The sequence below is a fragment of the Amycolatopsis rhizosphaerae genome, assembly GCF_007713715.1.
GTDB lineage: Bacteria > Actinomycetota > Actinomycetes > Mycobacteriales > Pseudonocardiaceae > Amycolatopsis_E > Amycolatopsis_E rhizosphaerae.
Genome location: NZ_VJWX01000208.1, coordinates 1 through 11989, shown reverse-complemented (window position 1 = coordinate 11989; position 11989 = coordinate 1). Strand labels below are relative to the sequence as shown.

Below are 11989 nucleotides of genomic sequence, written 5' to 3'. Positions count from 1 at the left end.
CTCCCACCCTGGGCCCGGCCCTGAGGTTCCGCGCCTCAGGGCGCGGGCGGCGGTCCTTCGAGCACGAAACGGCTGTCGGCGCGGAGCATGGCCACCATGCCGCCGGGGGCCTTCTCCGGTGAGCCGGCGTCGAAGGGCGGCTGCGGGTCGTACTCGGTGCCGAGCTGGATCAGCTGGGCCACCTTCTCGCCCGCGATCCGGGCGGCCAGGTGCAGTGCCATGTCGATGCCCGACGAGACCCCGGCGGCGGTGACGTACTTGCCGTCGAACACCACCCGCTCCCTCGCCGGCTCGACGCCCCATCCGGGTAGCCGGTCCAATGCGAGCCAGTGCGACGTGGCGCGCCGTCCCCGGAGCAGCCCGGTGGCGGCGAGGATGAGCGAGCCGGTGCACACCGACGTCGTCCACGTGCTGGTTTCGTCGACGGCGCGCAGCCACCGGGGCAGGGGGCCGTCGGTCATCTGCGCGGTCGGCCTGGGGCTGCCCGGGACCAGCACGATGTCCGGCCTCGGCACGTCGGCCAGTGCGGCATCCGCGGTGAGGGCCAGGGAGCCGGCGTCGTTGCGGACGGGGCCGGTCCGCTCAGCGACGAACACGACCTCCGCCCCCGGCAGCGGTGCCAGTATCTCGTAGGGGCCGACCGCGTCCAGCGCGGTCATCTGGTCGTACAGCACGATCGCGATCTGCATGGTGCTCCCTGTCTTCTTCCGTTTCGTGCCGGCCCGCTCCGAGGGGCGGACCGGGCCGGAACCGCCGCCGGTACTCGAGCGGGCCGACGCCGAGCGCCCGCAGGAAGGCCCGCCGCAGGGCCTCGGGGGTGCCGTATCCGCACGCGCGGGCGGTCTCCTCGACGCCGTCCCTGGTGTCTTCGAGGCGTCGCCGCGCCGCTTCGAGCCTCACCCGGTCGACGTAGCGGCCCGGCGTCATCCCCACCTCGGCGGCGAAGGCCCTGGCGAACTGCCGGGGCGAAAGGCGGGCGCGACGGGCCAGTGCCTCGACGGACAGATCCGCCCCGGGATGCTCCGAGATCCACTGCTGCACTTCGCGCAGCGGCGCCCGCCGGGCGACCTGGGTGGCGAGCTGGACGCTGAACTGCGCCTGCCCGCCCGGCCGCCGCAGGAACACCACCAGATGCCGGGCGATCGCCAGTGCCGCGTCACGGCCGAGGTCGTCCTCCACCAGGGCGAGGGCGAGATCGAGCCCGGCGGTGACCCCGGCGGAGGTCGAAACGTTCCCGTCGCGGACGAAGATCGGCTCGCTGTCGACGTCCACCTCCGGGAACCGCCGGGCCAGGGTCCGGGAGTGCGCCCAGTGCGTGGTCACGCGCCGTCCGGTCAGCAGCCCGGCCTCGGCCAGGAGGAACGCCCCGGTGCACACCGAGACGAGTGTTCGCGCCGTCGGCGCGAACCGGCCGAGCCAGGCGACGAGGCCGGGGTCCGGGGCCAGGCTGCCGGGCCCGCCCGGCGCGAGCACGAGATCGGCGTCGCCCGCCTCGGCGAGGTCGAGATCGGGGGTGATCAGCAGGCCGCTGGAGGTGCGGACCGGTCCCCCGCCGAGGCTGCCGGTGACCACCCGGTACGCCGGCGGGCGCCCGTGCGCCGCCTGCCAGGTGTTGGCGCCGGTGAACACCTCCATCGGCCCGGTCACGTCCAGGCTCTGTACCTGGTCGAACAGGACGACGAGCACGGTGGTGGTGGGCACGCCCCCATCGTCACCGGCTCAGCCGGGTGACCACAATGCCGAACTTCCCACCTTTCCTGCCACGGTGACCACGGCGTGCGCGACGCGTTCGAGGAGCCGCTCGTCGTAGGGCAGCCACGGCAGCGGGACCGCGGTTTCGCCCTCCTGCGGCTCCACCGCGACGGGCTCACCGTCACGGGTCACCCGCGCGGTGGCCAGGTGCACCGCGAACGGTCCGATGTGGACATGGCGGGGGCCGAACGACACCGGCAGCCCGGTGAGAACACGTTCCAGCGCAGCGCGCCGCAGGCGCGCCCCGTCGCGCAACGGCCGCTCGGCCAGCGCGGTCAGCCGCGCCCATCGCCGCCGGTCGCGGCGCAGCCCGGGGTCTTCTTCGAGACCGAAAGCCGCCACGCTGACCAGAAGGTCCACGGCACGCAGCCCCTCGGAGACCAGCACCGCCGGGGCCTCGGTGAACGCCGCGGGCCGCAGGCCGTCCGGTTCCCGGTGCCGGAGCCGCACGGGGCCGATGTCGCCGAACCCGCCCGCTCCCGGGAGCAGGGGCCCGTCCACCGCCAGCACCAGTTGCCACGCACCGAATTCCCGGGTGAGCTCGCCGTCGAGCCGGTCCAGCCGCCATCCCTCGCGCACGGCCAGGCCCAGCAGCGGCCGGAGCGCGACCACGTGCCCGGCGAACAGATCGCCGTCGCCGGCCTGGTAGTGCTCGCGGAACACCTGCCGGAACGGCTGTTCCAGCCGAAGGGCGACGACGCGATCCCGCCACGCTTCGAGCTCTGGCCCCGGAACCCCGCACGGATGCCACAACCGCACGGCCGTTTCCCCCGCCGGAACCGGCACGGACCCACCATCCGCAGTGGACAGTGTGCCGTCCGGCCCCGGAAGCACGCTCAGCCATCGCCCGGATGCCGCTTCGATGTCCCAGACCAGCCGCCGCAGCAACGGCCCCACCGGCCCCGCGACCAGCTCCGCCCACTCGTCGTAGCGGTACCGGGTGCCCAGCGCGTAGCCGCCTTCGAGCGCCCGGGCCACGGTGTTCAGCTGCGCTCGGGTGGGCGTGCCGGGGCCGGGCAGCCGCAGGGCCAGCGAGGGGCGGCCCGCCAGGTTCTTCCCCGCGGCGCGCACCAGCCGGTCGAGCTTCTTCGCGAGCCCGGCATGCCGCACCACGCGTTTCGCCTGCCGCAACGCGGCGACCGCTTCGGGGGTCGGCCAGGTCTCCACCGCCCGCGCCAGCGCCAGGCACGCCGACTGGGAAGGCACCGTCTTCGCCGCCGTGGGCGCCACCGCGACCCCCGGCAGCAGACGCATCAGCAGTTCCCCGGACCATGGTTCGTCCCGGAACAGGGCCACCGTCGCCGCACGCCACACCACGTCGGCCTCCTCGCCGGTGAACGCCTTCTCCGGCCGGTAGGGCACACGCCCGGCCTGGATCTCGGCCACCCGGGCGTCGGCGGCCTCGAGGGCGGTACGGGCAAAGGCGGCGTACTCCCCGATCGCCGCGAGCCGGTCGGCGCGGTCGGGCAGCGGGGCCAGCTCCGGGGACACGGCGAAGCGGTGCCCCTCGGCGGCCAGCGCGCGTTCGCGGGCACCCAGACCGGCCAGGACCGCGAGTTCGGCGAGCACCAGTGGCGCCTCGGCGAACCGGTCACGCAGCGCCGCCATCACTTCTCGCTCGACCGGCTCCCCGGCCAGCTTCGCCAGCGCCGCCTGGGCGAGAGGGGAACTTCCGGGTTCGCGCGCCAGGATCGCGGCGGGAGCGGCAAGGCCCGGCAGGTCCGGCTCGGGGCAGCGCAGGAACGCCCACGCCGCCAGTTGCTGCCGTCGCCGCGGCTCTTCGTCCGCCGCGAGGGCGCCGAACAGCTCCGTGCAGGCCGATGGGGACAACACCGGGGAACGTTCCCGGATCGCGAAGGAGATCTTCATGGCGAGGGCGGCCGCCGGTCCCGGGCCCTGCCGCCCCGGCCGCGTCCGGTGAGCCAGCGCCAGCAGCGCGCCCAGTTCCTCGTCCCTCACCTGATGCAGGTCCACCGGTTCCCCGGTGAACCGGGGATCGTCCGGCGCCGGACCGGTGAGCATCAGCGCCAGCCGCCGCGTGAGTTCGGTCATGACGCGGGATCGTAGGGGCAGGCAACGACAATTCCGGCTCGGTGGGCTCGGGCCGGGGCACGACCGCATCGACCGTGGGCCCGGCAAGGTCCGGCCGGCTCGACGCTGCCCGGCCCGTCCGCCGGGCGAGTCCCACGCTCAGAGCGTTTCTTACGTGGTGTTCGGCTCGCAGACTGCACCACGCCGTCCTCGACAAACTTGGCAGCCAGGGTTCGATCGATTGGTCCCGCGCGATCCTCGACGGAGCAAGCGTGCGGGCCCAAAAGGGGGGATCGCTGACCGGCCCGAACCCCGTCGATCGCGGGAAACCCGGCTCGAAGATCCACGTGTTGTCCGAACGGGGCGGGCTGCCGATCTCCCTCGCCGTTTCCGCGGCCAATACCCATGATTCCCAGGCGCTCAAGCCCCTGGTCAACGCCATCCCGGCGATCCGCTCCCGGCGCGGCCCGCGACTCGCCATCTCAGATCAGCGTGCCTGTTCGAAATTATCCCTGATTGTGTGATGCTGTTGGCGATGCGTTGTCCATAGAATTGTGAGGTGACCGAGAACTGGGGGTTTTCCAAGCCCGATCCGGAACTGTACCACCGTATCGCCGCGCTGGAGCGGGATGAGGCGTTGTCGCTGATCGCGGCGGCTGAGGCGTGTTCGAATGCGTGCCAGGCGGTGAAACTGGCCGCAATCGCGGCGTTGGGAGATGCGGAATCGGTGGCGAAGGAAGTCGCCCTCGAATTGCATTACGGTGCGCGCCAGGCGGAGGGCCAGGTGTTCCTGGCCCGGGATCTGGCGCAACGTCTGCCCGGAACGTTCGAGGCGATGAAACGGGGTGAGCTGGATCCATATCGGGCGTCGAAGGTGGCTGACCAGACCTCGGTCCTGTCTGACGAGCAGGCGCGGGAGGTGGATGCGCGGGTGGCGGGGAAGATCACCACGCGGGATCCGACGTCGGTGCGGCGGCTGGTGAACAGGACCGTTGCCCGCGTCGATCCGGATGGGTATGCGCGGCGGTGTGAGGAGCGTAAGCGGTCCCGCAGTGTTCAGTTGTGCCACGAGGACGAGGGCATGGCCACCCTGTACGCCTATCTTCCGGCGGAGATCGCCGCCACGATCTATGCGCGGGTGGATCGCGTCGCCCGGGGGCTGCGGGGTAACGGCGAGGAACGCACCCTGGACGAACTGCGCGCGGACGTATTCTCCGATCTGTGTCTGGGTGTCGCTGGTGAGGTGGAGCCGCCGCGGGCGGAAGTGTTCGTGTATCTGGATTTCCTGACCTGGACCGGGCTGCGCAACGAGCCCGCCGAACTGGCTGGACACGGACCGATCCCCGCGCAACTGGCGCGGGAGATCGCCGCCAATGCGACGATCCGGCGGGTCATCACCGACCCCATGACCGGCACCCCCATCGAGGTCGGGCGCCACCGCTACCGGCCGCCCACCGCCACCAAAGAACTGGTCCAGGTACGAGACCGAGAATGCCGAGTACCCGGGTGCCACAGACCGGTCCAGGCCTGCGACCTCGATCACGTCGAACCCTGGGCCCAGGGCGGCGGCACCCACAGCACCAACCTCTGCGGCCTGTGCTGCCGCGACCACCGGCTCAAGGACGAGCCCGGCTGGCAGCACCGGATGACCGGCACCGGGGTTCTGGAGATCACCACACCCGCCGGTCGCACCTACCGCAGCCAACCCGAACCCCTCACCACCGCCGCCTGAGCCGTTTTGGGGCATGGTCGTTTCGACGACTTGGTTGCTGCCTTGCCAGAGGAGCCGGACCTTGTCGTAGCGGATTGCGATCGCCCGGAACTGCCTAGAACTCGGCTCATGTGGCATGTGTGTGGAGTTTCTTGAAGCAGGTGAGGGTGGCGCCGAGGGTGAGGAAGGCCAGGAAGTGCCTGGCTTTGCGTTCGTAGCGAATGGTGAGGCGCCGGTATCCCATTAGCCACGCGATGGTCCTTTCGATCACCCAGCGGTGTTCCGGGATGGCGTTGACCAGGGGCTTGAGCGCCCGGGAGTCATGGGTGTTGGCTGCGGAAACAGCGAGGAGAGATCGACAGCCCGCCCTGTTCGGACAACACGTGGATCTTCGATCCGGGTTTCCCGCGATTGACGGGGTTCGGGCCGGTCAGCGATCCCCCTTTGGGCCCGCACGCTTGCTCCGTCGAGGATCGCGCGGGACCAATCGATCGAACCCTGGCTGCCCAGTTCGTCGAGCACGGCGTGGTGCAGTCTGCGCCATACCCCCGCCTCGGTCCCCTGACTGAAGCGACGGTGCGCGGTCTGGAACGGCACCCCGAACGACGACGGTAGATCCCGCCAGGCGCAACCGCTGGTCAGCACATACACCATCACCGTGAACACCTGGCGAGCCGGCAACGGCGCGGTCCCACCACTCTGCGGGCGCGGCGTGAACTCCGGAATCAAGGGCTCCATCAGCGCCCACAACTCATCCGGCACCAACCGCAACGACAACCGATCCACGCCCAGAAGACCGGCCGAACACCACGTAGGACGCTCTTACAGTCCGACGTGGTTCCGCAGCGTTTGTACCGCTTCGGCATCAAACGACGGGGCCGACAACCGGCTGATCCTCACGGAGCCGGTTTCCGAGCTGATCCCGCCGCCGCGGAATCACCGCCTTGTTCTTGCCCTGCCGCAAAGCGGACCGGTTCGCCTTGTTGCCACAGACCTTATCGTCGGTCAGCGAGTCGGGCCGCTTCCGTGGCCGCCCCGGACGCCTCTTCGTGCCGGACCCCGCGCCCGGTCCGATCCGGCGCCCTGCCGACCGGCCCACCACAGCACGACGCCCGCGGTGACCGCCGCCCGGCCTTACGCAACCACCTCAGTAGCCGCGGTAGCCGCTGCCGCTGTTCAGGGACTTCAGCCCGGGATGGCTGGAGAAACCGCCGTAGCGGTTGATCGTGTACCGGACCCCGGCGATGATGTTGTCGACCGGGTCGTAGATGTTGTCGTGGCCCGACAGTTTGTACGCCTGGAAGGTCGAGTCGACGGTCTGCATCAGCCCCTTGGACGGATGACCGGCCCGCGCGTTGCTGTCCCACTGGTTCACGGCGTACGGGTCGCCACCCGACTCCTTCTCGATCACCTTGCGGATCCCGGGAGCGTCCTCGTTGGCGATCGGGACACCCTGCCCCCGCATGATCTTGAGGGATTCGTTGATCCATCCGGCCATCTCGTCGCCGGTCTGGTCGGGCCGGGGCTCGGGCTGTGCTTCCCGGGCTGGTTCCCGGGGTGCGGCCGCGTGCTCCTCACCGTCGCCACCGGACGGTGCGGGTTCGTCCCCCAGGCCGTCCACGCCGTACCGCACGGACGGACCGTGCCAGTCCTTCGGAGAGCCGAGTTCCGGCCCCTCCGAAGAGGCCGCCGCAACGGCCTTCACCTCCCGCGCCGGGGAGGCGGTGTCACCGCCGCTGCCGGCGAACGCCAGCGGACTGGCGGCCCCGGCGATCGAAACCGCCACCAGGCCCGCCGAAACGGAGGTCCGGGCGCCGAGGCGCCCGAGACGGCGGGAGGCCGCCGCGCACCACGGAAGGTGCCGGACCGTGTTCAGGCTGCGCAATCCCACGAGGGGAAACTCCTTGGAGTGCCGAGGTCGCCGACTCCGGTCGGGGTCCGGGTCGGCGAAGGGCCGGTCGGGGAACGGGATCGGGGGATCACCGCAAGGCCCTTTCCTCAGATTACGAAAACAAAACGGAGATATCACCGGACGGTGACAAGCCCCACAGGAAGGCTCGGTTCGAAAATATCGTCACATCGCACCGAAGACGCAGTTCAGCGGCATTTTCTGACCGTCGGTGACGATAGTGACACAAGTCCCCCGAGGTGATCGAAACCCAGGTCAGACCCGTCATCCGCGACGAAACGGGAGCACTGTGACGGATCTTGTACGATTTGTTCACCCTATTTGATCTCACACCGCACCGCGATCTTCCGACCCATTCCCCGCATTACCGCGCAATTTCGGCGGAAGATCCCGTCGAATACCGGACTACCCCATGGCCGGGAGAAGACCGGGCTTGCCGGGGCGTTTGACCGCGCGGCCGACCAGGACGGTCTCGGCCGCGGTGGCGCCGAGCCTGGCAAGGTCGGCCGTGACGAACCGGTAGAGCTCTTCGAGGTCGCGCATCCAGACGGCGACGTGCAGGTTGTAGGCACCGGTGGCGGCGAACGCGCCGTGCACCGCGGGATGCCGGGCCAGCGTCCGGCCCGCCTCGTCGAGGCGGCCGGGCGGCACCTGCACGAGGAGGTTCGCGTCCACCGGCAGGCCCAGCCGCCGGGGTTCGACGAAGGCTTCGGTGACGAACTGGCGCTCGGCACGCAGGGTGAGCAGCCGGCGGCGCACGGTCGATTCCGGCTCCCCCACGCGCGCCGCGATGGTGCTCGCCGGCAGCCGCGCGTCCTCGCCGAGTGCGGCGAGCACGGCGTTGTCGATCTCGTCGAGTTCGCGGTCCACGAACCGGCCCCCGGCTTCGAGGCCCCGGCGTTCCGCCTCGGTGAGCACGTCCAGGCGCCAGTCGGTGGCGGCCGCGAACAGATGCAGGATCGTGCACGCCTCCACGGAGGTCACCGCGGTGGTCGCCGGGAGCTGGCGGAAGACCAGGTGATTGCCCGGCTGGGCGCCGCCCACCAGCACGGCCAGGATCTCGTCGCCCGCGGCGGACACGTCGACGAACGGGATGTCCTCCCGTGCGGCCAGCCCCGCCGCGACGGCGTCGAGCCTGCCGCGCAGCACCTTGACGCGCAGCGACATCGCGGCGGGCACCCGTTCCGGCGGAGGCGCGGCGACCACCCTGACGACACCGTCGCCGAGCAGCACGCGCAGCCTGCGCCGGGCCACCCGCACGTTCAGGCCCAGCACCCGGGCGATCCGCTCGGTGCTCGCCCGGCCGTCGCACTGCAGGGCGGCGATCAGGCGCAGATCCTGCTCGTCCATACCCAGATCCTTCACCGTGACCCATCCATGGAGCAACTTCGCTCAGAAAAACCTTGGAATGGCGCACTTTGCTCCGAAACAGCGCGCAGGAGCGGGTCCGATCGCTCGGCGAGCCGCATGCTGGTCACGGCTTTCCCACCCGATGAAGGAGACCAGCCATGCCGGATCTGCTCGACAGCATGACCGAAGCCGCCCTGCGCGCGGGCCGCCTGCTCCTGGCGAGGCCCCGTCCGCCCCGGGCCCGCACCTTCGACGAACTGCGGACCGTGTTCACCGAGGTCGATGACGAAGCCGTCGCGGTGATCAAACCGCTGCTGACCGCGCTTCGCCCCGAGGCGGCCTGGGCGGACGAGTTCGGGCCCGGCACCGGGCCGGGCGAACAGTGGGTGGCCGACGCCGTCGACGGGGCGGTCCAGTACCTGCAGGGCCTGCCGCACTGGTGCGTCAGCCTCACCCTGGTCCGGCACGGCAGGCCGGTGGCGTCCGTGCTGCACAGTCCCGTGTCCGGCGAGACCTACCGTGCCGCCGAGGGCGCGGGCGCGACCCGGAACGGAGTGCCGATCCGCCCGTCGGACAAGATCGAACTCGCCGCCGCCCTGCTCGCCACCAGCCATCCCCCCTTCGCCGCGGACGACCTCGGTGCCGTCGCCCGCGCCGGGGCCGCGCTGTCGGCGGTCCTTCCCGTCGCCGGAGCCGTGCGCAACCTGGGGCCCACCTCCTGGCAGATCGCCGACGTCGCCTCCGGTCGCGTCGACGGGTTCTGGCAGTACGGCCACGACGACGGCAACCTGCTCGGCGCGACCCTGATCGCCCGCGAGGCGGGCGCGTTCGTCACGGACGTGGCGGGCGCCCCGTGGCGGCCCGGCGCCGAATCGGTGCTCGTCGCACCGGCCCAGTTCCACGGTCCGCTGCGGGAAGCCCTGGCTCAGGCGGAAGTCTCGCCGCCCCAGCGGTGTTCGACGCGGGCGACGCGCCAGTAGGTGATCGCGACGAGCCACACCACGACGAACAGCCCGACGACGAGATACCCCACGTTGCCCAGGTCCAGCCCCGCGATCCAGTCGGTGACCGGGCTGGACCAGCCCAGGTCCGCCTTCGCCACCCCGACCAGTTCGATGGTCCCCACCACCAGCGCCACCACCACGGACAACCCCGTGATGGTGAGGTTGTAGTAGACCTTGCGCACCGGGTTGGCGAAGGCCCAGTGGTAGGCGAAGTTCATGAACGTGCCGTCCAGCGTGTCGAACAGGCTCATTCCCGCCGCGAACAGCAGCGGCAGGCACACGATCGCGTACCAGGGCAGTCCGGCGGCGCCCGAGGAACCGGCCAGCGCGAGCAGCAGGACCTCGGTCGCGGTGTCGAACCCGATCCCGAACAGCAGGCCGACCAGGTACATCTGGCCGGGGCGCCGGATGGACCGGGTCAGCCTGCGCAGGACGCGGGCCAGAAACCCTCGCGAATCGAGCCGGGCCTCGAGCTCGGCCTCGTCGAACCGGCCCCGGCGAAGCTCGCGGAAGACGCGCCCGATGCCGATCAGCGCGACGAGGTTGAGGATCCCGATCAGGTAGAGGAATCCGCCGGACGCGGTGGTGGAGATCGTGCTGAGCACCCGGTGCACGCCGGAGGAATCGTCGGCCCAGCGCATCGCGCCCTGCGCGCCGAGCGCGACCAGCACCGCGAGGACGACGACCACGCTGGCGTGGCCGAGGGCGAACCAGAACCCGACCGACAGCGGGCGCTTCCCCTCGGCCATCAGCTTGCGCGTGGTGTTGTCGATCGCGGCGATGTGATCGGCGTCGAAGGCGTGCCGCATGCCCAGGGTGTAGGCGGTCACGCCGAGACCGAATCCGAACACCTGGGTGCCCACGGCGTAGTGGCGCGGCGCGACCAGCAGCGCCAGGATGCCGAACGCCGCCCCGTGCAGCAACAGGACCACCAGCAGCAGCCCGGCGGTTCGGTAGGTGTCCTGGCGGCGCCAGGACAGGGAGGGGGACGTGCTCATCGAAAGACCGCCTTCCAGCACCTCGTGGATGGTCACTACGTGCCGTGGCCGGTCTCCTGGCTGACGGGTCGACGCTTCCGGTCCGCCTTCCCGAACGCTCGCGCGTCCAGTGGCTGCCTTGGGGGCATGGACCGGGAACTTCCCGTTTCACAGTGGCGAGGGCCGCGCCGGTTTCCCACCGGTCTTCCCGAGCACCACGGCCCGTTCACCTTACGGACCGAATGCGACAGAGGGCAAGAAAGCGGGTCGCCGATCACAGGCGGTGCCGGAAAGCGCTTCAGCCCATCTTCGCGACGACGCCGAGCGGAAGGTGGCGCAGGAGGAAACCGAGCGGCACCCACGGCCATGCCGGGACCTTCGCCTCGGCGGGTTCCCGTTCGATCGCCCTGACCAGCAGCGGAATCGCCTTCTCCGCCGGGGCCAGCAGGGGTGTCCGCCCGGCGCGGCCGGTCATCTCGGTGGCGATGTAGCCCGGGTAGATCGTGGTGACCGTGATGGGCTTGCGCAGCACATCCGCACGGATGCCCTCGGCGAGTGCGGCGACACCCGCCTTGCTGGCGGCGTAGGTGGTGAGATTGCGCGGCAGCCCGCGCATCGCGCTCATCGACGAGATCACCACCAGGTGCCCGGCATCGCGGGCGCGGAAGAGCTCCATGGCCGCCTCGCACTGGGCGAGCGCCGCGGTGAAGTTGGTGTTCGCGGTCTGCAGGTTCGCGTCGAACCGGCCGGTGCCGATCGGCTGCCCCTTGCCCAGCCCGGCGTTGACGATCACCCGGTCGAGCCCGCCCAGTTCCTCGTCCAGCGCCTTGACCGTCTCGAAGACCCGCGGGTGGTCGTTCACGTCCAGTGCGCGCACGGACACGGTGATCCCCGGATGCGCGGCGAGGAGTTCGTCACGCAGCGCGGTGAGCCTGTCCAGCCGTCGGGCGCACAGCGCCAGGTTCCGGCCGCGCGCGGCGAACTGCCTGGCCATCCCTTCGCCGAGCCCCGAACTCGCTCCCGTGATGAGGATGTTCCTGCGAGTCACCATGACCGTTCCACCTCCTTCACGGCCGGACCGGTGACCGGACGACGCAGCGGCGGTACGGTGCCTCCCATGCTCGAAATCAGGCCCAACTGCGAATGCTGCGACGCAGACCTGCCGCCCGGCTCGCCCGACGCGATGATCTGCACCTTCGAGTGCACATTCTGCCGCACCTGCGTCGACGTCCGGCTGCACGGCGTGTGCCCCAAC

At 70.8% G+C, this 11989-nt stretch carries 9 protein-coding genes, 3 pseudogenes and 1 riboswitch; of the genes and pseudogenes, 4 read left to right on the top strand and 8 right to left on the bottom strand.

Translation table 11 applies throughout. The features are described from left to right. Nucleotides 1-35: 35 nt before the first annotated feature. The 3 genes and pseudogenes from FNH05_RS20430 to FNH05_RS20420 all read right to left on the bottom strand — a co-directional run bounded on the left by FNH05_RS20430 (nucleotide 36) and on the right by FNH05_RS20420 (nucleotide 3804). Nucleotides 36-689 (bottom strand): DJ-1/PfpI family protein, encoded by a 654-nt coding sequence (locus FNH05_RS20430; RefSeq protein ID WP_144590312.1) that lies wholly within the window; start codon nucleotides 687-689, stop codon nucleotides 36-38. Between the two features lie 61 nt (nucleotides 690-750). Beyond that, nucleotides 751-1701: pseudogene (locus tag FNH05_RS20425) on the bottom strand (GlxA family transcriptional regulator); the annotation flags it as partial. Between the two features lie 18 nt (nucleotides 1702-1719). Beyond that, complete coding sequence (locus tag FNH05_RS20420; RefSeq protein WP_186382648.1) at nucleotides 1720-3804, bottom strand: DUF4132 domain-containing protein; 2085 nt, start codon at nucleotides 3802-3804, stop codon at nucleotides 1720-1722. A gap of 170 nt (nucleotides 3805-3974) precedes the next feature. On the opposite strand from FNH05_RS20420, the pseudogene FNH05_RS20415 reads away from it, so the two are divergent. Both FNH05_RS20415 and FNH05_RS20410 read left to right on the top strand, forming a co-directional pair. Further along, a pseudogene (locus tag FNH05_RS20415) lies at nucleotides 3975-4256 on the top strand (transposase); the annotation flags it as partial. 86 nt (nucleotides 4257-4342) lie between these two features. After that, nucleotides 4343-5515, top strand: coding sequence for an HNH endonuclease signature motif containing protein (locus FNH05_RS20410; protein WP_246127855.1), 1173 nt, complete (start codon nucleotides 4343-4345; stop codon nucleotides 5513-5515). A gap of 106 nt (nucleotides 5516-5621) precedes the next feature. Here the strand turns inward: FNH05_RS20410 and FNH05_RS20405 are convergent. The 3 genes and pseudogenes from FNH05_RS20405 to FNH05_RS20395 all read right to left on the bottom strand — a co-directional run bounded on the left by FNH05_RS20405 (nucleotide 5622) and on the right by FNH05_RS20395 (nucleotide 8753). Then, nucleotides 5622-6232, bottom strand: a pseudogene (locus FNH05_RS20405) (IS5 family transposase). A gap of 409 nt (nucleotides 6233-6641) precedes the next feature. Then, a complete protein-coding gene (locus FNH05_RS39355) occupies nucleotides 6642-7385 on the bottom strand; it encodes a transglycosylase SLT domain-containing protein (RefSeq protein ID WP_246127854.1) in 744 nt (247 codons plus the stop codon). Between the two features lie 423 nt (nucleotides 7386-7808). Next, nucleotides 7809-8753 carry an AsnC family transcriptional regulator gene (locus FNH05_RS20395; RefSeq protein ID WP_144590309.1) on the bottom strand — a complete coding sequence of 315 codons (945 nt, stop codon included), beginning with the start codon at nucleotides 8751-8753 and terminating at the stop codon, nucleotides 7809-7811. Between the two features lie 158 nt (nucleotides 8754-8911). Here FNH05_RS20395 and FNH05_RS20390 point away from each other — a divergent pair, with 158 nt between their 5' ends. Next, complete coding sequence (locus FNH05_RS20390; protein WP_144590308.1) at nucleotides 8912-9733, top strand: inositol monophosphatase family protein; 822 nt, start codon at nucleotides 8912-8914, stop codon at nucleotides 9731-9733. Here the strand turns inward: FNH05_RS20390 and nicT are convergent. Then, complete coding sequence (gene nicT, locus FNH05_RS20385; protein WP_186382647.1) at nucleotides 9679-10755, bottom strand: Nickel transporter NicT; 1077 nt, start codon at nucleotides 10753-10755, stop codon at nucleotides 9679-9681. The two genes, FNH05_RS20390 and nicT, sit on opposite strands and share 55 nt — an antisense overlap. A 29-nt stretch (nucleotides 10756-10784) precedes the next feature. Then, nucleotides 10785-10969, bottom strand: a riboswitch (cobalamin riboswitch). Between the two features lie 63 nt (nucleotides 10970-11032). Next, nucleotides 11033-11785, bottom strand: coding sequence for an SDR family oxidoreductase (locus tag FNH05_RS20380; RefSeq protein WP_144590307.1), 753 nt, complete (start codon nucleotides 11783-11785; stop codon nucleotides 11033-11035). A 66-nt stretch (nucleotides 11786-11851) separates the two neighbouring features. Between FNH05_RS20380 and FNH05_RS40050 the strand changes: the two genes are divergently transcribed. After that, the coding region (locus FNH05_RS40050) for a DUF1272 domain-containing protein (protein ID WP_144590306.1) at nucleotides 11852-11989 on the top strand (138 nt) is incomplete at its 3' end.

Bases quoted from the DNA above. Each gene is read 5' to 3' on its own strand.
- FNH05_RS20430 (WP_144590312.1), bottom strand. From the start codon at position 689: ATGCAGATCGCGATCGTGCTGTACGACCAGATGACCGCGCTGGACGCG.
- FNH05_RS20420 (WP_186382648.1), bottom strand. From the start codon at position 3,804: ATGACCGAACTCACGCGGCGGCTGGCGCTGATGCTCACCGGTCCGGCG.
- FNH05_RS20395 (WP_144590309.1), bottom strand. From the start codon at position 8,753: ATGGACGAGCAGGATCTGCGCCTGATCGCCGCCCTGCAGTGCGACGGC.
- FNH05_RS20390 (WP_144590308.1), top strand. From the start codon at position 8,912: ATGCCGGATCTGCTCGACAGCATGACCGAAGCCGCCCTGCGCGCGGGC.
- nicT (WP_186382647.1), bottom strand. From the start codon at position 10,755: ATGAGCACGTCCCCCTCCCTGTCCTGGCGCCGCCAGGACACCTACCGA.
- FNH05_RS20380 (WP_144590307.1), bottom strand. From the start codon at position 11,785: ATGGTGACTCGCAGGAACATCCTCATCACGGGAGCGAGTTCGGGGCTC.